At 54.8% G+C, this 26,313-nt stretch carries 31 protein-coding genes and 1 other annotated feature; of the genes, 25 read left to right on the top strand and 6 right to left on the bottom strand.

Translation table 11 applies throughout. The features are described from left to right. Window positions 1-13: 13 nt before the first annotated feature. Together KNP83_RS09290 and KNP83_RS09285 are read right to left on the bottom strand one after the other, a co-directional pair. Entirely contained in the window at window positions 14-577 is a 564-nt protein-coding gene (locus KNP83_RS09290) for a PilW family protein (protein WP_214762212.1), read from the bottom strand. Further along, window positions 525-974: a prepilin-type N-terminal cleavage/methylation domain-containing protein gene (locus KNP83_RS09285; RefSeq protein ID WP_214762211.1), complete on the bottom strand. Its 450-nt coding sequence runs from the start codon at window positions 972-974 to the stop codon at window positions 525-527. Before KNP83_RS09285 ends, KNP83_RS09290 begins: the two co-directional genes overlap by 53 nt. 163 nt (window positions 975-1,137) lie before the next feature. On the opposite strand from KNP83_RS09285, the gene KNP83_RS09280 reads away from it, so the two are divergent. From KNP83_RS09280 to KNP83_RS09160, 25 genes are all read left to right on the top strand, one after another. Beyond that, entirely contained in the window at window positions 1,138-2,373 is a 1,236-nt protein-coding gene (locus KNP83_RS09280; RefSeq protein WP_214762210.1) for a G5 domain-containing protein, read from the top strand. Continuing rightward, the gene (locus tag KNP83_RS09275; protein WP_214762209.1) at window positions 2,370-2,651 is read left to right on the top strand and encodes a hypothetical protein; all 282 of its coding nucleotides are present in this window, start codon (window positions 2,370-2,372) and stop codon (window positions 2,649-2,651) included. The genes KNP83_RS09280 and KNP83_RS09275 overlap by 4 nt, the downstream gene beginning before the upstream one ends. Before the next feature lies 1 nt (window position 2,652). Then, window positions 2,653-4,311, top strand: a complete 1,659-nt coding sequence (locus KNP83_RS09270; RefSeq protein ID WP_214762208.1) for a GspE/PulE family protein — start codon at window positions 2,653-2,655, stop codon at window positions 4,309-4,311. A 4-nt stretch (window positions 4,312-4,315) separates the two neighbouring features. Then, complete coding sequence (locus KNP83_RS09265) at window positions 4,316-5,350, top strand: type IV pilus twitching motility protein PilT (RefSeq protein WP_214762207.1); 1,035 nt, start codon at window positions 4,316-4,318, stop codon at window positions 5,348-5,350. Between the two features lie 4 nt (window positions 5,351-5,354). Further along, on the top strand, window positions 5,355-6,572 hold the full coding sequence (locus KNP83_RS09260) for a type II secretion system F family protein (RefSeq protein ID WP_214762206.1): 1,218 nt from the start codon (window positions 5,355-5,357) through the stop codon (window positions 6,570-6,572). Between the two features lie 142 nt (window positions 6,573-6,714). Continuing rightward, the gene (locus tag KNP83_RS09255; RefSeq protein ID WP_214762205.1) at window positions 6,715-7,197 is read left to right on the top strand and encodes a prepilin-type N-terminal cleavage/methylation domain-containing protein; all 483 of its coding nucleotides are present in this window, start codon (window positions 6,715-6,717) and stop codon (window positions 7,195-7,197) included. Between the two features lie 85 nt (window positions 7,198-7,282). Then, entirely contained in the window at window positions 7,283-8,035 is a 753-nt protein-coding gene (locus tag KNP83_RS09250; RefSeq protein WP_214762204.1) for a prepilin peptidase, read from the top strand. Between the two features lie 12 nt (window positions 8,036-8,047). Then, complete coding sequence (gene pilM / locus KNP83_RS09245) at window positions 8,048-9,691, top strand: pilus assembly protein PilM (protein ID WP_214762203.1); 1,644 nt, start codon at window positions 8,048-8,050, stop codon at window positions 9,689-9,691. After that, window positions 9,688-10,395, top strand: coding sequence for a hypothetical protein (locus KNP83_RS09240; RefSeq protein ID WP_058763221.1), 708 nt, complete (start codon window positions 9,688-9,690; stop codon window positions 10,393-10,395). Before pilM ends, KNP83_RS09240 begins: the two co-directional genes overlap by 4 nt. Before the next feature lie 138 nt (window positions 10,396-10,533). Continuing rightward, the gene (locus tag KNP83_RS09235) at window positions 10,534-11,121 is read left to right on the top strand and encodes a Maf family protein (RefSeq protein ID WP_251139296.1); all 588 of its coding nucleotides are present in this window, start codon (window positions 10,534-10,536) and stop codon (window positions 11,119-11,121) included. A 29-nt stretch (window positions 11,122-11,150) separates the two neighbouring features. Further along, the gene (radC, locus tag KNP83_RS09230) at window positions 11,151-11,774 is read left to right on the top strand and encodes a RadC family protein (RefSeq protein WP_251139295.1); all 624 of its coding nucleotides are present in this window, start codon (window positions 11,151-11,153) and stop codon (window positions 11,772-11,774) included. A gap of 62 nt (window positions 11,775-11,836) precedes the next feature. Further along, the gene (locus tag KNP83_RS09225; RefSeq protein WP_251139294.1) at window positions 11,837-12,280 is read left to right on the top strand and encodes a hypothetical protein; all 444 of its coding nucleotides are present in this window, start codon (window positions 11,837-11,839) and stop codon (window positions 12,278-12,280) included. 128 nt (window positions 12,281-12,408) lie between these two features. Then, the gene (locus KNP83_RS09220; RefSeq protein WP_214762201.1) at window positions 12,409-13,245 is read left to right on the top strand and encodes a DUF2785 domain-containing protein; all 837 of its coding nucleotides are present in this window, start codon (window positions 12,409-12,411) and stop codon (window positions 13,243-13,245) included. A gap of 194 nt (window positions 13,246-13,439) precedes the next feature. Then, window positions 13,440-14,477 carry a rod shape-determining protein gene (locus tag KNP83_RS09215; protein WP_214762200.1) on the top strand — a complete coding sequence of 346 codons (1,038 nt, stop codon included), beginning with the start codon at window positions 13,440-13,442 and terminating at the stop codon, window positions 14,475-14,477. 13 nt (window positions 14,478-14,490) lie between these two features. Then, window positions 14,491-15,381 carry a rod shape-determining protein MreC gene (mreC, locus tag KNP83_RS09210; RefSeq protein ID WP_214762199.1) on the top strand — a complete coding sequence of 297 codons (891 nt, stop codon included), beginning with the start codon at window positions 14,491-14,493 and terminating at the stop codon, window positions 15,379-15,381. Window position 15,382: 1 nt separating this feature from the next. Continuing rightward, window positions 15,383-15,877 carry a rod shape-determining protein MreD gene (gene mreD / locus KNP83_RS09205; RefSeq protein ID WP_214762407.1) on the top strand — a complete coding sequence of 165 codons (495 nt, stop codon included), beginning with the start codon at window positions 15,383-15,385 and terminating at the stop codon, window positions 15,875-15,877. Window positions 15,878-15,882: 5 nt separating this feature from the next. Beyond that, on the top strand, window positions 15,883-16,551 hold the full coding sequence (locus KNP83_RS09200; protein ID WP_251026138.1) for a septum site-determining protein MinC: 669 nt from the start codon (window positions 15,883-15,885) through the stop codon (window positions 16,549-16,551). Window positions 16,552-16,556: 5 nt separating this feature from the next. Further along, window positions 16,557-17,414, top strand: a complete 858-nt coding sequence (gene minD / locus KNP83_RS09195) for a septum site-determining protein MinD (protein ID WP_214762198.1) — start codon at window positions 16,557-16,559, stop codon at window positions 17,412-17,414. A gap of 42 nt (window positions 17,415-17,456) precedes the next feature. Beyond that, a complete protein-coding gene (locus KNP83_RS09190) occupies window positions 17,457-18,782 on the top strand; it encodes a ribonuclease E/G (protein WP_214762197.1) in 1,326 nt (441 codons plus the stop codon). A 55-nt stretch (window positions 18,783-18,837) separates the two neighbouring features. Continuing rightward, window positions 18,838-18,909, top strand: a sequence feature (ribosomal protein L21 leader region). Between the two features lie 15 nt (window positions 18,910-18,924). After that, window positions 18,925-19,233, top strand: a complete 309-nt coding sequence (rplU, locus tag KNP83_RS09185; RefSeq protein WP_016508528.1) for a 50S ribosomal protein L21 — start codon at window positions 18,925-18,927, stop codon at window positions 19,231-19,233. A gap of 3 nt (window positions 19,234-19,236) precedes the next feature. Further along, window positions 19,237-19,572, top strand: coding sequence for a ribosomal-processing cysteine protease Prp (locus KNP83_RS09180; RefSeq protein ID WP_031200131.1), 336 nt, complete (start codon window positions 19,237-19,239; stop codon window positions 19,570-19,572). 12 nt (window positions 19,573-19,584) lie between these two features. Further along, window positions 19,585-19,866 (top strand): 50S ribosomal protein L27, encoded by a 282-nt coding sequence (rpmA, locus tag KNP83_RS09175; protein WP_016508537.1) that lies wholly within the window; start codon window positions 19,585-19,587, stop codon window positions 19,864-19,866. 75 nt (window positions 19,867-19,941) lie between these two features. Beyond that, window positions 19,942-20,382, top strand: coding sequence for a Spo0B domain-containing protein (locus tag KNP83_RS09170; protein WP_214762196.1), 441 nt, complete (start codon window positions 19,942-19,944; stop codon window positions 20,380-20,382). Beyond that, entirely contained in the window at window positions 20,383-21,672 is a 1,290-nt protein-coding gene (gene obgE / locus KNP83_RS09165) for a GTPase ObgE (protein WP_214762195.1), read from the top strand. A gap of 16 nt (window positions 21,673-21,688) precedes the next feature. Then, the gene (locus tag KNP83_RS09160; protein WP_285801561.1) at window positions 21,689-22,975 is read left to right on the top strand and encodes a hemolysin family protein; all 1,287 of its coding nucleotides are present in this window, start codon (window positions 21,689-21,691) and stop codon (window positions 22,973-22,975) included. A 43-nt stretch (window positions 22,976-23,018) separates the two neighbouring features. On the opposite strand, the gene KNP83_RS09155 is transcribed toward KNP83_RS09160, so the two are convergent. From KNP83_RS09155 to KNP83_RS09140, 4 genes are all read right to left on the bottom strand, one after another. Continuing rightward, window positions 23,019-23,795 carry an NUDIX domain-containing protein gene (locus KNP83_RS09155; RefSeq protein ID WP_214762193.1) on the bottom strand — a complete coding sequence of 259 codons (777 nt, stop codon included), beginning with the start codon at window positions 23,793-23,795 and terminating at the stop codon, window positions 23,019-23,021. A 124-nt stretch (window positions 23,796-23,919) separates the two neighbouring features. Beyond that, a complete protein-coding gene (locus tag KNP83_RS09150) occupies window positions 23,920-24,501 on the bottom strand; it encodes a DedA family protein (RefSeq protein ID WP_214762192.1) in 582 nt (193 codons plus the stop codon). Window positions 24,502-24,605: 104 nt separating this feature from the next. After that, complete coding sequence (locus KNP83_RS09145) at window positions 24,606-25,145, bottom strand: transcription repressor NadR (protein ID WP_214762191.1); 540 nt, start codon at window positions 25,143-25,145, stop codon at window positions 24,606-24,608. Then, window positions 25,123-26,253 carry a cysteine desulfurase family protein gene (locus KNP83_RS09140; RefSeq protein WP_214762190.1) on the bottom strand — a complete coding sequence of 377 codons (1,131 nt, stop codon included), beginning with the start codon at window positions 26,251-26,253 and terminating at the stop codon, window positions 25,123-25,125. Before KNP83_RS09140 ends, KNP83_RS09145 begins: the two co-directional genes overlap by 23 nt. Window positions 26,254-26,313: the final 60 nt, after the last annotated feature.

Raw genomic sequence — 26,313 nt, 5'->3', positions numbered from 1 at the left:
GGACTCCCTCTTTTCATAACGGGATGGTGCTCGTGAACGTTTTGACGAGCGTTGAATCTTCACGCGAGGCGAGTGTCACTTGAATTTCAATCAATCCAGAGGTGATGTACGCCTCACGTCCGCGTCTCGGGTCGGTCACTTCGTCGCGAAGGTCAATGTCGACGGCCTGGACGATGACGTCGGGATTGTTCGTCACGAAACTTGACGGGGCGAGCTCGAGCACAGCGTTCTCCATGTAATCGCCTTGACGGTACAAGATGCCTTCCGTCGAGATGCGCGGGGTATGGAGACGGTGGAACGAATATGTATCCCCGTTGACGGTCAAGGCGTCGAACTCGGTCCGGTTGATATCCTGAAGAACACTCGTGATTAAATAGTCGGCCTCGTTTCGAAGTGAGCTCGTATCGTTCGTCAATCGGAAACCGAGCGAGCCGGTCAAGAAAACGGTGATGACGATCCCAGCGAAGATGGCCGAGATGACGAGCGCGAGCAACAGCTCGACGAGCGTGACGCCGTCCTCACGGTCACGGAAGCTCTGGAACGTCCGTCTCAGGGAATTTATCTTGAAGCGTCGCATTCGTCACCACTCCTTTCAATGTAATCGGTTGGAGCAACGTCTCCGAGGCGACGGTGATCTCGATGTTGACGAGGTCGGCGGTCGGTTCGTTGTCCGGAGAGAGGATGGTCACATCGAAGGCGCGCCCGTTAATCGTGACGTCACATAAATCGCAGACGTTGGCCGGTGTCTGTTGGAGCGCCGCGATATCGATCGGGTCCCGCGTCTCGGCTGCCCGGCGTTTCAACGTGTTGAGCGTGTTTTGGGCGACTTGGTTCGCCACGGTCCGGTCGAGATCCGAGGAGGTGATTCGCAAGCTTTGGGAGAAGATATTCATAAGCGATAATGCCAGGATCGAGACGACGACGATCGAGACGAGTACTTCGACGAGAGTGAAACCTTGTTCGGAACGGTTCAACGAATTGACCACCTTTTCAAAATTGATTTAAAGATAGGAAAAAAGAGACTTTTCATCTGAAATAATTGTTATTTTCTGTACAATGCATATTATACTAAAGTTACAGTGGGAACGGATAGTAATTCAAAAGTCTCATTTGACTTGAAATAGAGGGGGAAATGGAATGAAGCGATATGGGATGCATGTGTTCATCCTAGCAGGACTCGTCCTGCTCGTGTCATTGCCGACAATCGGGCTCGTGAACTATCTCGACGCCTCGGCAAAGACGAGTGCTACATATAAAGAGACGACCGTGGCCGGCATCGATGTGTCGGGGATGACGAAGGAAGAGGCGGTCGTCCGGCTCGATAACGCCATCAAAGACTTCAACAACACGCCGTTCACAGTGACGCTCGTCGATGGAACGGCGCTCGAAGTCGGCAAGGACGTCGTCTCATTCAACGTCGATGCGACGCTCAAGACGGCTTCTGAACCGGGTACATATCCGCTCGTCACGACGGTCGACGAAGAGCGGTTGACGCCATACTTACAGAATCAGCCGGTGACGCTCTCGATGGTGACACCACCGCTCGTCGAAGCGGCCTCGAACTTGAACTCGGACGTCGTCCTCGAGATGACGGCGACGGAGAGTGAAGTCGTCGCCTCGATCACGGTCAGTCCGACACCAGCGATGCGTTCGGCACTCGAGCGGATGAACGGCTTCGAGATGGAAGCCGGGGACATTTTCAGCCTGAAAGCGTTCGGGGAAGATTTTGACGCGCTCAGCACGCTCGGGTCATCGATGTATCAATTGTTCGCAGCGACACCGTTCCAAATCCTTGAACGGGTGCAACATGAGACGCTCCCGACCGGCATCGAGCTCGGCTACGACGTCAAAGTCGACGAGCGCTCGAACTTCGCCGTCCAGAATACGGAACAGACGCCGTACGCGCTCATCGTGCTTGAAGAGGGGAACGCGATGACGGTCCAATTGCTCGGCAAAATGTTTGTCGGCGCCTACGAATCACGCGTCGAGGACGTGACGAGCGTCCCGTACCAAAACATCGTCCGCTTCTCGCCATCGCTCACGGCTGGCAGCTCGTCTGTGACCCAATCCGGACAGACCGGCGAGTCGGGCAAGCTGTACCGTGTCCGCATCACGGATACGGGCGAGTCGCTTGAGTTGCTTGGATTTGATTTTTACGAGCCGATTCCGGAGATCGTGACGAAAAGTTCCGTCCCGCTCCCGCCTCCAGAGCCGGTCGAACCGGTCATCCCAACTTTCCCAGATGAAACACTGGAAGATGACCCGTTTGATGACGATGTAGAGGATGACGGATTGAATCAGTTTGACGAACAGCCAGAACAACCACCGGTTCATGACACTGACCCGGTACCAAGTGAGGGGGCAGTCGGATGATCGGATATTTGATTTTGGTCGCCTTTTGGGTACTCGCCACATTGACCGTGTTCGCCTTGTCGATTCCGTACATTCGGAAACGTGAGACGAAAGGCGTCATCGCGTTGCTCGTCGCCGTGCTCTCGCTCGGCGTTTACAGCCTGTATGTCGAAGGGCTCGAGCGGACGTGGTGGGCGTGGGTTCTCCTCGCCCTCGGTTTGGCCGGCGGTGCGGCACTCAGTGCGTTCATCGAACAGCGAGACGTCGCACAGGAGGTACCACAGAGGATGGTGAAGTAAGTTGAGACGAACGAAGAAACGCCTCGGCGAGATGCTCCTCGAGGCCGGTATCATCACGCAAGCCCAGCTCGACGAGGCGCTCGCCCAAAAGCGGACCGGGGAAAAGCTCGGGGATGCGCTCATGCGATTGAACTATTTGACCGAGACCCAATTGATTCAAGTGTTGCACGAACAGTTGAACGTACCGGTCATTTCCTTATATTCAGAAGACATCAACGTGACCGTGACGAAACTCGTCCCGAAAGTCATCGCCCAAAAACACGACATCATGCCGATCTCGCTCCAAGGGAACACGCTGTTCATCGCGACGGCGGACCCGCTCGACTTGATTGCCATCGATGACGTCCGGCTCCAGACAGGGATGAACATCGAGGTCGGCATCGCCACTCGCGAACAGATTCGCAAGACGATTGGCCGCTATTACGAGATGGATGCGTCACTCATCGAGATTTTAAAAGAAGAGGCACCGGAACTCGAACGCGAAGAGACGGCGTCGCGAGACGACGCGCCGGTCATCCGGCTCGTCAATCAGCTCTTCTTGAGCGCGATCGACCAACGCGCCTCGGATATCCACTTCGACCCGCACGAGAAACAGTTGTACGTCCGCTTTCGGGTCGACGGCGACCTCCGGACCGAGGCGATTTATCCGAGAAAGATTCAAAGCGTCATGCTGACACGGCTCAAGGTCATGAGTAACTTGGACATTACCGAGAGCCGTTTGCCGCAGGACGGGCGTATCAAATATACGCTCCGCGGCCGCCCGTACGACTTCCGCGTCTCGACGCTCCCGACGATGTATGGCGAGAAAATCGTCATCCGGGTGCTCGACTCCTCGGAAGGGTTGACCGATTTGACGAAACTCGACTTCGGCGACCAGAACGAGGCGGTGTACCGTGACATGCTGAAACGGCCGAACGGGATTATTCTCATCACCGGGCCGACCGGGTCAGGGAAGTCGTCGACGCTCTATGCGTCGCTACGTGAACTGAATGATGAATCGAAGAACATCATCACCGTCGAGGATCCGGTCGAGTATCAGCTTGACGGGATCAACCAAGTCCAAGTCAACGCCAAGGTCGGCTTGACGTTCGCGTCGGGTCTGCGCTCGATTTTGCGACAAGACCCGAACATTGTCATGGTCGGGGAAATCCGGGACACCGAGACGGCCGAGATTGCCATCCGGGCGTCATTGACCGGTCACTTGGTGCTATCGACACTACATACGAACTCGGCCATCAGCTCAATCACCCGCTTGATTGACATGGGGGTCGAACCGTTCCTCGTCGCCGCTTCGACGTCCGGGCTTGTCGCCCAGCGGCTCGTCCGTCGTGTCTGTCGGGACTGCGGGCACGAACAGCCGGTCTCGAAACGGGAACAGGAACTGTTTGCGGCTGAGGGCGTCCCGGTCGAACGGATCATGCGCGGCAACGGCTGCGCCTCGTGTAACTTCACGGGGTACCGTGGCCGGCTCGCCATCCATGAGGTCGTGCCGATCGATGAAGGATTGCGCCGGTTGATTATGAACCAGGCGACGGAGGCCGAGATGGTCGCCTATGCGAAAGCACAAGGCGTCCGCTTCCTCCTCGCCGATGGACTCGAGAAAGTCGCACTCGGGCTGACGAACACCGAAGAGATATTGAGAACAGTGATAACGGAGTGAGCCTATGATCCATCAGTCGATTGAAGTGATTTTAACGAAAGCAGTCGAACAACGCGCCTCGGACATCCATTTGACCGCCGGCTCACCGCCGATTATCCGGGTCGACGGCAGTCTGATCACGATGGGTGACGAGAAAGTGTTGCCGCTCCATATTGAAAGTTATTTGAAAGAGATTATGACCGAGGAGATGCGGGGCCGGCTGGAGATGCAACGCGACCTCGATTTCTCGTTCGGAGTCCCCCGCGTGTCGCGATTCCGGGTCAACGCCTATTACCAACGGGGCACGGTCGCCATTGCGTTCCGGTCCATTTCCGGGGAAATCCCGACGATGAATGAGCTCGATTTGCCGCAAGTGTTAAAGCGATTGATCGAGAAGCCGTACGGGCTCATCCTCGTCACGGGACCGACGGGGTCGGGAAAGTCGACGACGCTCGCCGCGATGATCCATGAGATTAACCGGACGCAGCGAAAACGGATCATCACGCTCGAGGACCCGATCGAGTATTTGCACTCGCACGATCAGAGCATCGTCGACCAGCGCGAGATCGGATCGGACGTCATGAAGTTCGTCGACGGGCTTCGGGCCGCGCTCCGGCAAGACCCGGACGTCATCTTGCTCGGGGAGATGCGTGACCTAGAGACAATCTCGACGGCGATGACGGCCGCCGAGACGGGCCATCTCGTCATGGCGACGCTCCACACGTCGAGCGCGATGTCGACCGTCAGTCGGGTCATCGACGCGTTCCCGGCCGAGCAACAGGACCAGATTCGGACCCAGCTCGCCAACGTCTTGCTCGGTGTCGTCAGTCAGCGCTTATTCCCGCGTGTCGACGTGCCGAAAGGGCGTGTCGCCGCGATGGAGATTATGATTGGCAATCCGGCCGTCGCCAACTTGATTCGGAACGAGAAGGAGTTCCAACTTCCGACCGTCATCCAGACGAACCGGCAGAACGGGATGCAGACGATGGACATGGCGATCGAACAGCTCGTCCGCCAAGGCATCATCAACCCGAACGCCGTACCAAATGAAGAGAGGTGACTGAATGGCCATCTTCCAATATGAAGGTAAACTGCTGAACGGAAAGCGGAAGAAGGGGCGGGTCACCGCCGTCTCGCTCCGGGAGGCGAAAGAAAAGCTGCGCCAAGAATCGATTCTTGTTACCGAGCTCGCTGAACTCGAGTCGACGGGATTGAACAAAGAAGTCAACCTGCTACCCGAGCGGGTCAAGATTGAGCATTTGATTATGTACGTCCGCCAGTTCGCGACGCTCATCCGGGCCGGTGTGCCAATCGTCCGGGCGACGTCGATCTTGCGCGTCCAGACCGAATCGAAAGTGTTGAAGAAGACGCTCAGCCAAGTCGAGGACGATTTACGTGAAGGGATTGCCTTCTCGGAAGCAATCAAGAAGCATCCACGCGTGTTCTCGAACTTCTTCAGCTCGATGGCACTTGCGGGTGAGGCGAGCGGTAACTTGGAGGAGGCGCTCGACCAAATCGGGCTCCAGCTCCAAAAACAGTATGACGTCAAACGGAAAGTCATCTCGGCGTTGACGTATCCGCTCGTCGTCTCGATCGTCGCCATCGGCGTCGTCGCGTTCCTGATGGTCAACGTCGTCCCGACGTTCGCGAGCATCTTCGGACAGCTCGGCGGGGAACTCCCGCTCATCACACGCATCGTCGTTGCCGTCTCGGACTTCGTCGCCGCCTATTGGTGGCTCATCTTCGGCGGGGCCCTCGTCGCACTGCTCGTCTTCACATGGATGTTGAAGCGTGACAAAGAGCGGTACATCATCGATGGCTTGCTGTTGAAGATGCCGATTTTCGGGCCAATCATCCTAAAGTCACAAATCGCGTTATTGACGCGCAGTTTGGCCGTTTTGCTCCAAGCGGCGGTCCCGATTTTATCGGCGATTGAGATTACCGAGAAAATCGTTTCGAACCGGGTCATCCGGAAAGGGCTTGGCCAAGCACGCAAGATGATGGCACAAGGCATTCCGCTCCATGAACCACTCGAACGGAACGATAGCTTCCCGCCGCTCATGACGCAAATGATTGCCGTCGGCGAGGAGAGCGGGGATTTGGACTCGATGTTGAACGAGGTCGCGGAGTTTTATGAGACCGAGGTCGAGACGACGACGGACCGGCTGAAGTCGATTATCGAGCCGCTGTTGATTGTCGTCTTGGCGAGCATCGTTGGCGTCATCGTCATCGCGATTGTCGTCCCGATGTTCCAAATTTATGGCGATATCCAAAATCAGTAGAAAGTTTTTATTTATTTGCAGATTTGTATCTTTTCAATCCTATTTTTTGAATGTATAGTAAAATTGTTCTACTTGTTATTAGGTCGAAGGTAATGCATGCAGCACACAACACAGCACAACACACAAAAGGGGAGAATGAATCATGTTAGAGAAAATGAAAATGATTTGGCAAGATGCCAAACAATTGAAAGATGAGCGTGGACTCACACTCGTCGAGTTGCTCGTCGTCGTCGTCATCTTAGGGATTATCGCAGCGATCGCGGTTGTCGCGATTGGTGGAATCATCGAGAACTCACGTAAAGACGCGATGGTATCAGACGCGAAGCAGATGGTTAATGCTGCAAAACTTTATGTGGCGTCAAACCCAGTTACTTCTGATACAACACTTAGATTTAAAGAAGCAACAGCGGAAGGTGCTACAGCTACTGGAACTGACGCTAGTTCGTACATCGATGCCATGAAAGATCCGTATAGCGATGGAGAATATAAAAATGCACTAGTTAAAGTAACTGTTGGTAGCGATGATAGTTATTCTTATTCAGTATTTTTGAATGGTGAAAAGTCAATCGGTACATCTGCAGCATATGAAAGTGAAAAAACTATCAATAAAGATGCTGTAGAATAATTCTTCCGGCTGGCGCTGGGCACTCGCTCAGCCTAGCCGGTTTTCTGTTTTTGGCATATACTTACAAGTAAGGAAGTGACCTTGATTGGTTGAACTCATCGGACTCATTTATAGCCTCGTCCTTGGGGCTGTCATCACGTCATTCACGAACGTCGTCGGGCTCCGCGTGCCACGTAAACAGTCCATCGTCACGCCGCGCTCGCACTGTCCGTCATGCGGACACGTCCTCTCCGCTTGGGAACTGATTCCGGTCTTCGGTTACGTGTTCCTGCGCGGGAAATGTCGCGGCTGTGGCGGGCGGATCGCGCCGACGTATCCGCTCTTCGAACTGCTCGGAGCGGTCGGTTACGCCTATAGCTTCTGGCTGTATGGCTTCAGCCTCACGACGCTCCTCGCCTTCGTCTTCTTGTCGACGCTCCTCGCTTTGGCGATGTCAGATTTATCGACGATGCTCGTGCCGAACGTCATCTTGTTGTTCACGGCACCGGTCCTCCTCTTGCTCGCGTATAGCGCGGGTATGGCCTGGTGGAGCCCGCTTGCCGGAGCGGCGCTCGGTTTTTCCGTCCTCGCCACCGTTTTTTTCGTCTCCAAGGGGGGACTTGGGGCCGGCGATGTCAAACTCTTTACAGTAATCGGGCTCGTCCTCGGGCCACGCGACGTACTCGTCGCACTCTTTTTATCGAGCTTAATCGGCGCGATCGTCGGATTGACGCTGATTGGCTTGAAACGGATAGATCGCAAACAGCCGATTCCGTTCGTGCCGTCAATCGCACTCGGCACGATGCTGACGTTTTGGTTCAGCGAACGCTTCTTTGAATGGTATTTTGATTTGATGTAGGGGGAAACCAGCATGAGCCGGTCTATAGAGAAAGGAACGGTCGCGTATTTCTCGTTCGATGCACTCAGCATCCACGGGGCCGTGATCAAACAAGGCGTGTTCAAGCGCAGCGCCTCCGTCCAATTGGCGAAAGGCGCCTATACGGGGGGACGCATCGAAGACGAGAACGCATTCGGTCTCGCCTTCGATGAACTGTGCCGTAAACTGAAAGTACGAAAAGGGATGGTCTGTGCCGTCGATATGGCCGAGACCGAGGTGTTGTCCCGTAAAGTCGAGATTCCATCGACGATCCCGAAAGATGAGATTCGCGGCTATCTGTTCATGGAAATCGGCAGCTCAATCATCTTGCCGTTCGACGACGTCGCCTTCGACTATGAGGTGCTCGGCGAGACGGAGACGAAGACCGAAGTCATGCTCCATGCCGTCTCGGTTGAGTTGACGAAAGCCATTCGCACTTATATGAAAAAGCGAGGGTTCGTCTTAAAGAAAATCGTTCCGCGTCCGGTCGCCATCGCGAACGGGGTGGCTCGTATCGAGACGCTCGACCCGCTCAAATCGACGCTCCTCTGGCACGTGACACCGTTCGCGCACCAGTTGCTCGTCCTTGAGGAAGGGCAAGTCCGGTTTATCCGGGCCATCGAGACGGATCTCCCGTACCGTGCCGAAACGACGGACGGAATCATTACGTATACATATAGCGGCTCGAAAGAGACCCTCGCCACACAGACGGACGAGTGGTTGAACGAACTCGCTCGCTTCCTCGACTTTTATCGCTACTCGCTCCGGACGGACGGTCGTCCGATTGACGAGTTGCTCGTCTCAGGGACAATTCCGAACCTGGATGACCTCGTCCAGACGATTGAAAGTGAGGCGATGGTGCCGGTCAAACGAATCGCTGACCCGCTCCCGCTCTCGCACGCGACACCCTTGTCGCATCAGATGTTGCCGCTCCTTGGCATGGCGACGCTCGACAAGGAGCACGACGCCAACTTCATCAACTCGACCGATGTGACGCTCCGGTGGCCGATTATCGCGAGTTTGCTCGCGCTGTTGATCGGCGGCGGAGCGACCGGGTACTTGTTCTATGAAGTGAACGAGATGAAGCAGAAAGAGGCGCAGCTTGAAGAACAGTTGCAGCTCGTCCGCATCTACCAGACCGAGCAAGTGAACTCGAAGGGGCAGCAAGTCCTGTCACTCGACCAAACGGTGACGGCGCTCACGGCCGAAGAGAAGTTGGCCGTGCCAGCACTGCGGGCCTTGACGGAACAATTGCCGCCGACGGGCTACGTGTTGACGTATAACTACGCCGACGGTTCGCTCATGAGCGTGCGCACCCAGTTCGAGACGCTCGCCGATTTGAACGCGTTCCAACGCTCGCTCTTGAACGACGTGCGGTTTGAGAACGTCAAACTACTCGGCGTAACGACCGAGACGAAAGCGGAGACGGAACAAGAAGAGACGGACACCGACACGGATTCGACGCTGTCGCCGAGCGTGCTCGACTCGACAGACGAACCGCTCCCACGCTATATCGGCGAATTCACCTTCACGTTCATCGATGCCGAACCGGAGACGCCGGAAGGGGAAACCCCAGAGGGTGAGACACCGGAAGGCGAGACGGAAGAGACGACCGATGAGGAGGTGGTGAGCGAATGAAGCGCTCGACGATTTATTTGATTTTCACAATCTGTTTGTTCGCGGCCATCGCCGTACCGTCTTATTTTGGTTACCAATACTTCATCCACCAAGGCAACGTGAAGTCGCTCGAACGCGAACTGTCGCTCGAACAGACGAAGCTCGAACTGTTGCGCCAAGAAGGGGAAGTCGTCGACGTCGCCGACTCACAGCGGCTACAGACGCGCGTCCCGACCGAAGCGGCGCTCGATACGGTCGTCGAGACGTTGTCCCAAGCGAGCCAACTATCGGACGTCCGCGTGACGAGCATCGCCTTCGCCGACGGTATCATCGCCGAATCGGAAGTGCCGGAAGACATCGACGAACCGGAACCGAACGATGTGAGCGCGACGGCTGAACCGGCCGAACCAGTCGAAATTACGCCGGTCAACGCCTCATCGGTCCGCTCGACGGTCTCGCTCCAAGCGGACACGTACGAGTCACTCGTCTTATTCCTCGAGTCAGTCGAGTCGATGAACCGGATTCACATCTTGCGCACGGTCCAATTCACCGGACCGACGGAGACGGGACCGAACACGACCGAGACGGCCGAGCCGCTCGACTTCACGGTCGAACTCGATGCGTTCTATCGCCCGGACCTCGATCAACTTGTCGAGGACCGCTACGTACCGGCGCAGACGTTCACCCCGAAAGACATCCCGGTGTACGACTATACGACACCGTGACCGCACGTCCCTTCGAAATGAAGGGACGTTTTTTTGAGGCGTCGCGGATTGTAAACACGTGCCCGTTTGCCTACAATCAACAGTGAAGTGTGATACGGGAAAGAAGCCCGTTACGCACATATGGAAGGAGTCGCTACAATGAAACCAACACAGAAACGTGTCATCCTCGCCTCGATGTCGCCGCGGCGGACCGAACTGTTGACCCAGGCCGGGATCACCCATGAGGTCATCCCATCGAACGTCGTCGAAGGGACGAACGGACGGGAACACCCGGACGAGTATGTCGGCCGCCTCGCGCGTGAGAAGGCGATGGACGTCGCTCGAACCAACCGTGACGCCGTCGTCATCGGCTCAGATACGGTCGTCGTCTTAGACGGGACGATTTTAGAGAAGCCGAAAGACCGGGAAGACGCACGGAACATGTTGCAGCGCCTATCCGGGGCGACACATGAAGTGCTCACCGGCGTCAGCATCATCGGACCCGAGCGCCAAGACTTGTTCGTCACGACGACGCACGTCACGTTCATCGACATCCCGGACGCTTGGCTCGACGGCTATCTCGATTCGACGGAGCCATATGATAAGGCCGGTGCCTATGGGATTCAAGGGTCGGGCGGTCTGTTCGTCGAACGGCTCGAAGGGGACTTTTATAACGTCGTCGGTCTGCCGATTCGTCCGCTCGTCGAGACGCTCGAGCGACACGGGGTATCGCCGCGCTTTCTGTGATTGAAGCGAAAGTTGGTGAAGGAATGACCATGGTGCTCGACCGAAGTGTTGAATCCGCAATCGCCCGGCTGCTCCAAATCGGGGGCAGGGGTGGCGACCCACATGAGACGGCCCGACGGCTGTCCGACGTGTATCCGACGCTCCGGGCGCTGTCGCAGGCGACCGTGAGCGACCTCTGTCAGATTGAAGGCATGACGAAAAAGAAAGCCGAGCAGTTGCTCGCGGCGTTCACGATCGGTCTCCGTTACGTCGAGGAGCCGAAAGTGGAGACGCCGACAATCCGTTCGCCGCAGGACGCCTATGAACTGCTCCGTGATGAGCTGAGGCTGTTGAATCAGGAGCACTTCATCTGTCTGTATTTGAATACGAAGAATCAGCTTATCGCCCGGAAGACGCTGTTCGTCGGCGGACTCAATTCGTCAATCGTCCATCCGCGCGATGTGTTCCGCGAGGCGCTAAAGCTGTCGGCGGCATGCTTCATTGCCGTCCATAACCATCCGAGCGGGGACGCGACGCCGAGCCGGGAAGACATCGAGGTGTCGGAACGTCTCGTCGAGGCCGGCCATATCGTCGGGATCGCCTGTCTCGACCACGTGATCATCGGGGAGGACCATTACGTCAGCATGAAGCAGCGAGGGTATATGAACGGGTGAGACTGGGATTTATTCTCCAAATGAGACATCAGTTTGTTATACTGACAGACGAGGTGTTTACATTGGAAAAATTAATTTGGGTATTGATGTTTGCTGTTGCAACTGTCGCCAGTTTCGTCCCGCTCGAGCCACTCGTGTTGTCGCTTCTCGTATTCGGGTTGTTTGTCTTCATCAGTGTGTCGCTGTTTCAACGGTTCCAACGTGATGATCATTGGCTCGACCGCGTCTCACCGCTTGTCGGTGTCGGCATCGGTATCGTTGCTTTCATCGTGTACGCCGGGGTGTTCGTTGCCTGGTTCAACTCGTCAAACGATTCTCAAGTCTGGCAGGTCATCCCGCAACTTGTTTTCATGTACATGGGTGTGTATTTGTTCGTTATGACAACGGCGAGTTTTATGGCAGGGGCGACGCGACAAAAACCGTCACGTTTCTTTCGTCCGGTATTGATTTTTACTGTATTCTTTTATGGGGCGATGCTCTTACTCCCGCTCCAACCCGGTCTTTAATGTTTATACGTACGAAGCAGGCTCAACTGATGCCTGCTTTTTTTCGTTTGAAGGAGTCATCCGATGTGGTGTCGAACACCGAGTGTATACGTTTACATACGACCTACGAAGAGGGAATGTGATCAGACATGAACGAGGAAACTATCTATCAAGAACAGGATTTGAAGGTGATATTGTCGGACATCAAGGACGGGACAGTTCGATTGTACGATTTGGACAAGGAGCGGGTCATCCAATCGATGCTCCATCACATCGGCTCGACGGATGCGGAGCTTCGGGATCAATTGATTTATACACTCTTCTATCGCTTTATCATCGAAGACGAGCAACTGACGAACGAACAGTTGACGGAAATCTTTCAGACGACACTCAAATATCACTTGTTCCACGGCATCGGAGAGACGGAATCGGACACCGTCTTCACACGGTCGTTCTCGACACTGTTGATCGCGTTGATTGTCTATCAAGACCGCCAGCAAAGATTTTTATCGGAGACGGACATCGACATGTTGAAGGCGAAGCTTTTGGCCTATCTCGATTGTGAAATCGACACGAGAGGGTACGTGCCCGGAAAAGGGTGGGCCCATTCCATCGCCCATGTCGCCGATACGTTCGATGAGCTCGTCCTGCATCCGCACCTCGACGAGACAGAGTTCGGCGAGATGCTCGAGGCGCTGTGGGACAAGGTGATGATTCCAAGCCTATACGTGCATGACGAGGATGAGCGGTTGTTGAATCCCATCTTCGCCTTGCTCGAGCGCGGGATGGACGAACATGAGCTCATCGTCCTGTTAGAAGACTTGCCTACCCGATTGAGCACCCAAAAACAGCAACTTGAGCCCGAACAGTATTGGCACGTCGTCCATAACGTGAAAACGTTTCTGAAGAGCTTTTTCGTGAAATTGAGTGAAACGAATCGACCGATGCTTCAAACCGCCGTGTCTGAAACGTTGAAGCAGATGTGACGAGGTCTAAGCAGGCGCTTACACGCGCTTGCTTTTTTGATTTGCGTTTTTGTCAAAAAGAAGGCACACTAATATACGGTGAGACAGGACTGAGATGAACGTTATTGTAAATAACCTGTAATCGAATGAACGTTTTCAAACATGATTTTTCCGTTATAATAAAAAATAGTGTAACCAAGAGAGGAGCAGCACGTATGTTTCGTAGTTTTAACCGAGAAATCGGAATCGACCTTGGAACGGCAAATACGCTCGTTTATGTAAAAGGTCAAGGCATCGTTGTTCGTGAACCGTCGGTAGTGGCGTTCCGTACAGATACAGGTAGAATTGAGGCCGTGGGTAACCAGGCCAAGGATATGATTGGACGTACGCCGGGTAACGTCACGGCACGCCGTCCGATGAAAGATGGGGTTATCGCCGACTTCGAAACGACAGCGACGATGATCAAATACTTCATGGAGCAAGCACAGAAGTCGAAGAGCGGCTTGTTCTCATCGAAGACGAACGTCATGATCTGTGTGCCAAGCGGCATCACGTCAGTTGAAAAACGTGCCGTCGAAGACGCAGCCAAGCAAGCGGGCGCGCGTGAAGCGTACACGATTGAAGAACCGTTCGCGGCAGCAATCGGTGCCGGTCTCCCGGTTTGGGAACCGACAGGCTCGATGGTCGTCGATATCGGTGGCGGGACGACCGAAGTCGCAGTGATTTCACTCGGCGGCATCGTGACGAGCCAATCGATTCGTGTCGGTGGTGACGAAATGGATGACGCCATTATTCGTTACATCAAAAACAAATACAACCTCATGATCGGGGAGCGGACGTCTGAGACGCTCAAGATGGAAGTCGGTTCGGCTCGCATCGATGCTTCGAACGAAGAAGAGAAGATGGAAATCCGTGGTCGCGATCTCGTGACAGGTCTTCCAAAACAAATCGAAGTCTCGGCTGCTGAAGTGTGTGAAGCACTCTCGGATACAGTTGAAGCGATTCTCGCAGGTGTGAAACAAACGCTCGAGCAGACGCCACCGGAACTTGCGGCTGACGTCATGGACCGCGGTATCGTCCTCACAGGCGGCGGCGCACTCCTTAAAAACTTGGATGACGTCATCTCGGATGAGACACACATCCCGACACTCGTCGCGGATGAGCCGCTCGATTGCGTCGCGATCGGGACTGGAAAATCTCTTGAAATGATGGACGTCCTCCGTTCAAAATCAGGCATCTCGTCGCGTCGATGAGTGGTGACACACGATGAGCCGGTTCGTACGCAATAAAAAGCTCATCATCACGCTGATCGGTATCATCTTATTCGTAGTGATTTTAGGGGTTTCGATTCGAGGACGGTCGGAATCCGCTTGGTACCAGGACGTCACGCGTGATGTGGTCGGAACGTTCCAACGGGTGTTCACGGTGCCGATCGGCTGGATGGACAGTACCGTGTCCTCGATTTCGAACGTACGTGATATTTATGAAGAGAACCGTCAATTGAAACAACATTTGACGAAATACGCGGAAGTGTCGGTCGAAGCCGATGACCTGCGCCGTGAGAACGAAGAATTGCGGCAAATGGTCGAGGCGGCCGATACGTCGCTCCGTGACTTTGATTTGATTCCCGCCGAAGTGATCGGACGCACGCCGAACGACTGGCAGCGCTATGTGACGATTAACGTCGGGCAAGAGCGCGGTGTCGAGAAAGGCATGGCCGTCACGGCCGCCGGCGGTATGGTCGGTCGCGTCATTCAAACGAGCGCCTATACGTCGCAAGTGCAACTCCTCTCGGACAACAACCGGACGAACAACGTCTCGGCCGTCGTCAAAGACGAGGACGGCAAAGCGACATATGGGACGATCGACGGCTTCGACAGCGAGACGAACGAGCTCTTTTTCACGAAAGTCTCGAACAGCGTCAAGTTGAAAGAAGGCGAGATCGTATCGACATCAGGTCTCGGTGGCCGTTATCCGGCCGGTCTTGTCGTCGGAACGGTCGAGTCGATCGAGACGGACGAATATGGCGTGTCTCAAGTCGCCCGCATCAAACCAGAAGCGGACTTCAATGAGTTCTCGCAAATGTTCGTCATTAATCGAACGCTCGACGAACCGTTCTTGACGGGTCCCGAGGAAGGAGGAGCAGCGGGTGAGTAACATGAAAGTGTTCATCGCCCTGTTCCTCCTCTTTCTTATTGAAGGGACATGGGCCGCCATCTTCTCATGGCACTATGTGACGCCGTTCTTGTATTTGACATTGATCGGCTTGATGTACGTCGGATTGTATGGTCGCTTCGAGGCGGCGTTCGGATTCGGGCTCGTCTTTGGACTGTTGTATGATATCGTCTACACCGACTTGCTCGGAATTTACTTATTTACTTTTTCACTCATTCCTCTCTTAGTCAGCTTCGTGTTAAAATATATAGGTGAGAACTTCTTCTCGGTCGTCATCACGTTCACGTTCATGATTCTCGTGTTTTCTTTAGGGATCTTTAGCGTCATGACGGCGGTCGGTGGGACGACCATGACCATTCAAACACTATTAGTTGAACAGATTCCAGGGACGCTCGTCGCCAACGCCGTCGCCATCGCACTGTTATACGTGCCGATGACACGATACGTGGCGCCGCGACCTGTAGCGAAAAGAGGGTAGCCATGATGGAGCGTAAACGACATATTACGATTAAAGGACATCGCAACGGTATTGCAATCCACTTCAATCCACGGAGTGGCATCGATGAGGTGCTCGGAGAGCTTGAGGCCACGTTACAAGAAATGGAGCCGCCCTCTGGGAAGATTGCACTCAAATTGCACGCTGGTACTCGTTATGTAGACGAGGAGCTGTCACGTCAAATTCGTGAAGTCGTCGCTCGTCATGGCGTTTTTTATATCGAGGAGCTATCGAGCGAGGTCATGTTGACCGAAGAAGCGAAAGCGACCTACGGCAAAAAGACGTTCCACTACCATAGCGGGACGATTCGAAGCGGACAAGTGCTCGATTTTGATGGCTCGGTGCTCATTATCGGAGACATCAACCCGGGGTCCGAGGTTCGGGCAACGGGAAGTATCTATTGTTTAGGGACGATACGAGGAAATGTGCGTGCCGGTGTCGAAGGATGGGAGGAAGCGGTCATCACCGCCAGTCTGCTCCATCCGAAGTTTTTAGCGATTGGTGAACACGTGCTCGCGTCGGACGACGGCGAAGAGCTTCCGGAGATCGAGATGGGATGCGCATATCAGACGAATCAAGGGATTGAAATGACGCGTCTCCGTCAAGTCATGACTGGGCTGAAAGACGCATATGCAATGGAATTACAGAGAGGGTGAGTTAGATGGAGCAAGTAGTAGAGCCTGTACATACAGCGAAAGAAGTGAAGAAAGGTCGGGCCATCGTCGTGACGTCGGGGAAAGGTGGCGTCGGGAAGACGACCACGACCGCGAACCTCGGGACCGGCCTCGCATTGTCTGGTCACTCGGTCTGTCTCGTCGATACAGATATCGGTCTTCGTAACCTCGACATCATCTTGGGACTCGACAACCGCAGCATCTATAACCTCGTCGACGTCATCAACGGCCAATGCAAACTGCATCAGGCGCTCGTCCGCGACAAACGGTTCGAAGAGATGTATCTCTTGCCTGCGGCCCAGTCGAAAGACAAGACATCGGTCCAACCGGAGCAAGTGAAAGAAATCATCGACCAGCTGAAGACGGAATATGATTTCGTGTTGATCGATTGCCCAGCCGGCATCGAGCAAGGCTTCATGAACGCCATCGCTGGCGCCGATGAGGCCGTCGTCGTGACGACGCCTGAGAAGGCGGCCGTCCAGGACGCGGACCGCATCATCGGGATGCTCGAGCAAGCGGAACATGTCGCTGCGCCGAAACTGATCGTCAACCGTGTCAAGAACCACCTCGTCGAATCAGGGGATATGTTCGACATCGATGACATCATGCGCATCTTGTCGATCGACCTACTCGGCGTTGTCGTCGACGATGAAGAAGTCATCGCCGCTGCGAACCGTGGGGTACCGGTCACGATGAACCCGGACAACAACGCCGGACAAGCGTACCGTAACATCACGCGCCGGATTCTCGGTGAGTCGGTGCCGCTCATGTCGATTCAGACCGAACAAAAACCGGTCGGCTTCTGGACGCGGCTCATGATGAAATTTGGAATGAAAAAAGCCTAAGGCAACGAAAGTTGCCTTTTTGTGTCGAAAGGAGAGACGCGTATGCGATTGATCTATGAACGGACCCCGTCCATCGAACGGGCCATGCTCGTTGACGGGGAGCGTCTGCTCGAAGTCGAGGAACGTTTCATCGACCAACTATCGATTGGGACGATTCTCGAGGCCGCCATCGAACGGATTCACCCGTCGCTCGGCGCCGCGTTTTTGACGACCGGCGAGACGACGTTCTTCTTGCCGATTGCCGAGACGCTGAAAGCGCTCGAGGCATATCCGAACGTGCCGGCCATCGGTCAGGCGGCCGTCGTCGGAGAGAAGCGGCTCGTCCAAGTGACGAAAGAAGGCATCAACGGCAAACATCATAAAGTGACGGAGAACATCCGCTTCGGCGGACGCTATATCGTCTACTTCCCATACGGACGGCGCCAGCTGTATAGCCGCAAGCTCGACCTCGTCACGCAGGACCGGTTATCGAAAGTGTTTGACCTCGAGGAATCGGAAGGGGTGTTGTTCCGGACCGAGTCGGGGCAGGCGAGCCCGGCCGACCTCCAAGAAGAGCTCGATTTGCTCCGGACGCGGGCCGCGGACGTCATCACGGAACGCCGGGGACAGGATGAATTGTTGTGCGAACAGTTCGTGCGACGCCATGCGGTCGAATCGGTCATGTTGAACGACAAGGAAGCGCAGGACCGGTTGACGCGGCTCGAGGTCAACGTCGAGCGCCACGTCGGCAAAGGTCGGATGAAAGAAGCGGCCCGGCTCGACGGGGCCATCGAGAAGCTCGGCCAACGCGTCGTCTGGCTCGATGGCGGTTCGTACGTCTTGATTGAGCAGGTCGAGACGATGACCGTCATCGATGTGAACAGCGGCAAGAACGTCGCCGTCAAGGACAAGGGCCGCGCCGCCGACACAATCAACGAGGCCGCGCTCTACGCGACGATGGAACAGCTCCGGTTGCGCAATATCGGCGGTATGGTCGTCATCGACTTCCTGAGAGGTTCGAAAGATGGACAGGCCCGGCTGTTGAAGAAAATGAAAGAACTCGGGGCCCGCGACCCGCGCCGTGTCGAAGTGTACGGGTTCACGCGGATGGGCTTGTTCGAGCTGTCGCGGGAACGGACCGGACGCTCGATGCAAGACCGGATGACCTATAACGGCAACCCGTCGAAGCTCGCCGTCTTCTCACGGCTCGAGCGGAGTCTGATGGAGCTCGCACCGCAAGTTGAGGGGGTCGTCGTGACGCTCCCGAGCAAATGGCATGACGCGTTCTCGGACGGTTTTGACTGTACGGTCCTCCTCATCGAAGGGGAGCCGGATGTGGCGTTCTACGGGACGCTCGAGGAATGTCAGAATTTCGTATCTCGTCATTGACAATGTTTGAGCGACAGTGGTATTATCTATAACGTTAGTTCGTTTGGAAGCACCCAAATGGCTACAACCGCACAGAACGGGTTTAAACGGTTCCGCCCTGCCCTGGATGGCGAGTCTGAGTTTAATAAGGAGGTGCACGTATATGTACGCAATCATCAAAACTGGTGGTAAGCAAATCAAAGTTGAAGCAGGTCAAGAGATCTACATCGAAAAACTCGATGCTGATGTCGAGGGTACTGTAGAATTCGGTGAAGTTCTTTTCGTTGGTGGTGACGATGTTAAAGTCGGAGCTCCACTCGTAGAGGGCGCTAAAGTCGTAGCAACTGTCGTTAAACACGGTCGCGCGAAGAAGATCACTGTCTTCAAAATGAAAGCTAAGAAAAACTACCGTCGTAAGCAAGGTCACCGTCAGCCTTACACGAAAGTTCGCATCGAGAAAATCGAAGCGTAAGCTATGATTCGAGTAATGGTCAGACGAGACGAGACGAAGTCGATTCGTTCCGTTGAAGTGACAGGTCACGCCAACTTTGCTGAACCCGGTTCTGATTTGGTCTGTGCCGGCGTTTCTGCCATCATCTTTGGGGCATACAACGCTGTCGAGGTACTGGCCGGTCAATCGCTTCTTGTAGAAATGGCAGACAAAACAGAGGGTGGCTACTTTTATGTCGAGACATATCCTGACGTATCACCGGAGGACATGACTCGCACCCAACTGTTATTAGAAGGGATGCTCGTGCAACTAGACACGATCGCCCATAGTTACGGTGATTATATCCAAATTGAACAATAGGAGGTGGACCTCATGTTACAATTGAACCTTCAGTTCTTCGCATCGAAAAAGGGAGTAGGATCGACTAAAAACGGTCGTGACTCGATTTCGAAACGCCTCGGCGCTAAACGCGCTGACGGACAGACTGTTTCAGCTGGATCGATTCTCTACCGTCAACGCGGTACGAAAATTCACCCAGGTGAAAACGTCGGCCGTGGTGGCGACGACACATTGTTTGCAAAAGTTGACGGCGTAGTACGCTTCGAGCGTCTTGGTCGCGACAAGAAACAAGTGAGCGTTTACCCAGTTGCGTAAGTAGAACCACGCAGAAGACTCTAGCCACTTATTTGGTTAGAGTCTTTTTTACTAGTTTTACTAGGAGAGGATTGCATGAACTCACAGACAGCACTGAAACTATTATCGACCGTCCGTCACGAATGGATGAATCGGCTTCAGATGATCTCCTTGTACGCGGCGCTCGAGCCTGAAAAACTTGAGGAGCTGTACGAGCGATATCGTCAGCACGCCGACGAGGAGAGTGCGCTCATTCGCTTAGACATGCCGACGACGAGTCTCGTCCTCATGCAAGCGAACTGGGAAGGAAGGTTGACCTATAAGGTATCGGCCGACCGCGTGTCACTAGACGACGCGCGCGTGGCGGACAAGCTTGTCCGTCTTCTGTCAGGAACGGATGGACCGATTCATGTGACGTTCACGGACGGACTGATGGTCCGCGTCTTCGGTCATGTGCCGGAAGACGTGTTCACGTCAGATGAAGTGTACGAGCAAACAGTAGAATGTTCTACGTTCGTTATAAAGGAGGGGAATTAAATGTTTGTCGATCAGGTTAATATTTTTGTAAAAGCTGGAGACGGCGGTAAAGGGATGGTCGCATTCCGCCGCGAGAAGTATGTTCCAGACGGTGGACCAGCAGGAGGAGACGGAGGTCACGGTGGTGACGTCGTCTTCGAAGTAGAAGAGGGATTGCGTACACTCGTTGATTTCCGATTCTCGAAAAAATTCATCGCCCATGATGGTGAAAAAGGGATGTCGAAAGGCATGCACGGACGAAAAGCGAAGCCACTCGTCGTCAAAGTCCCACCAGGCACCATCGTGTTCGATGCACAAACAGATACGGTCATCGCCGACCTTACCGAGCACGGCCAACGGGCCACGATCGCCAAAGGTGGACGTGGAGGCCGCGGGAACTGTCGTTTCGCGACGCCAGCCAACCCGGCACCAGAAATCGCCGAGAACGGGGAGCCAGGTCAAGAGCGCGAATTGCGTCTTGAGTTGAAATTGCTCGCTGACGTCGGTCTTGTCGGATTCCCGTCAGTCGGGAAATCGACACTCTTGTCAGTCGTCTCGTCGGCACGTCCGAAAATCGGCGCGTACCACTTCACGACAATCACACCGAACCTCGGTGTCGTCAAGACGGCAGACGACCGTGACTTCGTCATGGCCGATCTTCCTGGACTCATCGAAGGGGCGAGCCAAGGCGTCGGCCTCGGTCACCAATTCTTGCGTCACATCGAGCGGACGAAAGTCATCGTCCACATGATCGATATGAGCGGCATGGAAGGGCGCGACCCGTTCGAAGACTACACAACGATCAACCGCGAGCTCGAGTCGTACAACTTGCGTCTCCTCGAGCGTCCGCAAATCGTCGTCGCCAACAAGATGGACATGCCGGATGCGCCGGAATTGCTTGAAGAGTTCCAGAAGAAAATCGGAGACGACGTCAAAGTCTTCCCGATCTCGGCACTCGCCAAAGACGGACTTCGCAACCTGCTCATCGAAGTAGCTAACCTTGTCGACTCGACACCTGAGTTCCCACTCGAAGAGCTCGAAGAGAAGACGGCCACACCACGTGTCGTCTATCGTTACGAGAAGGAAGAGAAGGGGTATCAGATTCATATTGATGACTACGATCGCTTCGTGATCACGGGCCCTCGTATCGAGAAGCTCTTCAAGATGACGAACTTCGATCACGACGAATCAATCAAACGATTTGCGCGTCAAATGCGTCAAATGGGCGTCGATGACGACCTTCGCAAGTTAGGTGCCGAAGACGGTAGCGTCGTCGCCATCTTGGACTTTGAATTCGAATTCGTCGAATAATCTTTTTAATTAGGAAATGGAGTGTGAAGTAAACGTGGACCCTGTGCCCTCGTCTAGTTTAATTCTTTATGTAGCTTTAGTTATGTTGTCAGCCTTTTTCTCTTCTGCCGAGACCGCGCTCTCGAGTGTGAACCGTGTCCGGATGATTCGCATGTCGGAAGATGGGGACAAGGGCGCCAAGCGCGTCCTTCACCTCGTCGACCGCTTCGACGATACGCTCTCGACGATTCTCGTCGGGAACAACATCGTCAACATCGGGGCGGCGACCGTCTCGACGGCCATCGCCACGAGTATCTACTCGGGCGGGACCGGACTCGTCATCTCGACGTTCGCGACGACCGTCATCATTTTGATTTTCGGTGAGATTTTACCGAAGTCGCTCGCGAAAGAGTTCGCCGAGAAGTATTCGCTGCTCATCAGCGGTATCTTGTTGCTCCTCGTCAAAGTTTTGAAACCGGTGACGATGATCTTCACTGGTTTGAAGAAGCTCGTGCTCCGTATGATCGGGATGAACGACAAAGAGCCGTCGGTGACGGAAGAAGAGTTGAAAGTGCTCGTCGATATGGGAGAAGAAGAAGGGGTGCTCGGCGAGACCGAAGCGGAACTCGTGCATAGCGCCTTCGCCTTCAACGACATCACTGTCGACGATGTGTTGACGCCGCGGATCGATATCCTTGCCGTCGACATCGATGATACGCTCGAAGAAATCAAAGACACGATCTTTAGCGGTGGGCATTCTCGTCTACCGGTATATAAAGACTCAATTGACAACGTCATCGGGGTGTTGTCGGAACGTGATTTCCTTCGTTCGATGATGCGGGATGAAGTGACGGACGTCCGTTCGCTCATTCGCCCGCTCACCTACGTATCACCGCAGACAAAACTGATTGAACTGCTTCCTGTACTCCAGCAAAAACAATCGCACATGGCGATCGTCCTCGACGAGTTCGGTGGGACGGCCGGCCTGATCACACTCGAAGACATGCTCGAGGAGCTCGTCGGAGACATTTGGGATGAGCACGATGAGTCGATCGTCTATCTCAAACGACTCCGTGACGGTGTCTACGAGTGTATGGCCGACATGGATGTCGATGAGTTTGCGGACGAGATGGGAATTAAAGAACCTGAAGTAGATGCCAACACGATGGGTGGTTGGATTGTCGAACTGTTAGGAGACATTCCAGAGAAAGGTGCGCGTGTCACGTATGAGGACATGACGTTCACCGTTCTCCACGTCGAAAAGCGTCGGATTCGCAAGTTGCTCGTCGAGACGGGTCAATCCGAATCGGCGGAACAAGCGTAAACGAACAAAGGAGGGATCGCCAACCGGCGGTCCCTCCTTTTGATTAGACGGTATGATGGCGCTCGACGCGTTCGAGCAACTCGTAAGGACGTACTTTATAGATGGCGTGTGGCATATACGTCGGGTCGATGGCATCAAGCAGGCGCATCTGGAAATGATCGCGCTTAATATAGTCGCCGACGTTCGAGGCGTCGACCTTGAAGAAGCCGACTTCTTGCGTCTCGCCAGGTTGTGGCTGAGGTTCACCCGAGACGTAGCGGGCGCGGAACGTGACGCAGAGGACGCGCGAGGACACGTTTTGATAGATGCCCGTGATGCCGTCGACCTCAATGTCGATACCGGTCTCTTCTTTCACTTCGCGATGCACGGCGTCGACGATGGATTCATGCTCTTCGACTTGTCCGCCCGGCATCTCATACGTATCGTTTCGGTGCGTGTTCTGGACGAGGAGCACCTCGCCGGCCTCGTTCGTGACGTAGGCCGTCACGGAAACGATGGTGCGCGGCGGTGTGTAGTGACCGGTCGGCATCATGAACTCTTCGCTCGACTTGATATATAAGTCTTTGCCGAGGCGGGCCCGCTTCTTCATCGCCTCGCGGCGGAGACCGCTCGAGCGGTAATCGCGTTCGACTTGTTCGTAATGCTCACGGTCACGATATTCCCAGAGGGCCATGACCTCATCTTTATCTTCGGTCACCCAACGACCGACGAGACGGGCGCCGTGCGATACCTGAATCGGATACAGGTATGTATGGAAAAACTCGGTGAATTCATCTAAGCGTTCTGGACGGATGGTATACGTTTTTCGACGATGGAACATGGTAATTCCTCCTTTGAAGGTGGCTATCTCTATTCCGAGAAAAAAACGCTTTCCTCACTATTCTTAATTCGGTACCGACTACGCTTTTCCCTCTATTCAAAAAAGTCAGCTCGAGCGAATCTGCTCAGGCTGACTTTTTAAATAGGCGCGGATTTGCGCGGATATAGCGGATGAGGAGATACAGTCCGATGCCGATCCCGACATACGGCAGGAATCCGTGCGTGACTTCACCGATGTGACGCCAATTGTTGCCGAGCATCATCCCGAGTTTGACGAACACGAATGACCAGACGGCGAAGACGACGACGGTCACCGTCAAAAACTTTCGGAACGACAAGCGCATGACGCCGGCACTGACGGCGAACAGTTGGCGCCAAATGACGCTCAGACAGACAATCCAGGCGCCATACGTCTCAAACCATGTCTCGGCGCGTTGTTGCTTCGCTTCACTGATGCGAAATGACTTATAAAGCCGGAGAGCGACAGGACGACCGCCATAGCGGCCGATCCAATAGAGAACGATTTGACTGAGGACGAACGCCGACCACGCCAGGAGGAAGACGAGCAGGAACGAGACGTCGAGAGAACCGATCAAGTGGCCCCCGTAGGCGAGCACGAGCTCGTTCGGGATGAATTGGATGAAGATGCCGAGCGGGACACTGAAGACGCCACAGCCGAGCAACAGTTGTTCGAAGATGTGCCACATGATGATTCCCTCCTTTCCAGATTTTGTACGGTCGTTGTTCCATCCATCAGTATAACGGACATGGACCGAAAGCAAAAGAAAAGATGTCACGTATTTGTGACATCTTAGTCGAGCTCGGAGACGAGGACGCCGAGCCGCTCGAGTTCCGAGACAGCGGCATCGATGGCCTCTTCGCTATCGGCCTCGAGCGTGTGGATATGCAAACCGCCCGTCAAATGAGACAGCGGGGCTGCCTGATTCGCCTCGACCCGTTCGAGGAAGGCGCGGACATCACGCCGGCTCTTCACCATCAATTGGCCCGTCAACGAACCGTAGACCGGATGATCGATGATGACGTCCCGAATCGTGACGCCTTCGTCGACGATGGCGTTCATTTCGGCCTCCATGGCCTCGGCCTCGTGACGACAGACGATTTTACGGGTGTAGGCGGACGGGGAGGCCTCGCCGGGTAGATAGACGTAGCCGCGGGCTGTCGCGACAATCTGATGACCTTTCGCCTTCAAGAGCGACAAATCTTGGACGACGACTTGTCGGCTGACGGCGACGCGGCGGGCGAGCTCAGAGCCAGTAATCGGCTCAGAGCTCTGTTCAATCATTTCCAATAACGTGCGCCGGCGTTCTTCACCGGCTAAGCGTTTGTTCATAAGATCCAACTCTCCTTGCTAAAGTGACGATGGCTTCGGCGAGTGCCGTCGTGGCTTCGATGGTCGTGTCTTCGCCGAAGGAAATGCGGACGAGGCCGTGGCAGGCGCTCGTCTCATAGCCGAGTGACTCGAGCATCCGGTTCGGCCCGTTCTGCCCGGCCCGACAGGCCGAGCCTGCCGAGACTTGGAAGCCGAGCCCGTCGAGTTCGGTCATCCACCATTGGCCGTCCCGCTGCTTCGAGACGAACGAGAAGATGGCGGGACTTTGCTGGTCGAACTCGAGCCAGTCCACGTAAGACGATGTCTTCTCTTTCAAGATAGCACGAAACGCCAAGAAATTTCTTTCATGACGTGTCCGCGCCTCGTGCCGGTCGGTGAACGCTTTGACGAACGCACAGATGCCGGGGACGTCAATCGTACCGGGACGGATGCCATACTGGTGGTGTCCCGGGTAGTAGGGCGGTGGCAACAGCCGTTCCATATAGAGGCCGCCGACGCCTTTTGGCCCGCCGACTTTATGGGCGCTGAACGAGTAGGCATCAATCCCGTCGACCGAGATGGGAATCTTGCCGAGCGCCTGAACGCCGTCGATGTGGAGCAACACTTTCTTATATTTCAACTGACAAAGGATGTTATGGAGCGGCAGCGTCCATCCGGTGTCGGAGTTGACATGCTGGAACGTGACGAGCCCGATGTCGCGGTCGAGCAGACGCGCGAACGTCTCCTGGTCGAAGCGGCCGTCTTTTAGTTTCAGGCGGTGGACGGTCACGCCTTCCGCTTCCCATTCGTCGAGGAGGAGGGCGACCGAGTCGTGCTCTTGCCACGACGTGATCACTTCACTGCCCTTCATGCGCTTCCGGAGACTCGTTAGCGCGATATAGTTGCTCTCGGAACCGCTCCCGGTGAACAGCAACTTGCCGCGAAGCATGTCGAGTCCGAGTGCCTGCTTGACGAGACGCCGGGCCTCGGTCAAGTAATCGTCGGCCATGTATCCGTGCGTGTGGAGGGAAGACGGGTTACCGTATACGCTCCGCGCCATGGCGACGTAATGGTCGAGGGCGGATTTTGTCATCGGGTGCGTCGCCGCATAATCAAAGTAACGGTTCATCGTAAAGTTCCCCTTTTCTTATGTTGTCTTCTTCACAAAATTATGCGAAACTAGTTTACA

This window comes from Exiguobacterium sp. s146 (assembly GCF_018618415.1).
Classification (GTDB): Bacteria; Bacillota; Bacilli; order Exiguobacteriales; family Exiguobacteriaceae; genus Exiguobacterium.
The sequence above is the reverse complement of the archived record's forward strand: the minus strand, read 5'-3'. Positions and strand labels throughout refer to the sequence as shown.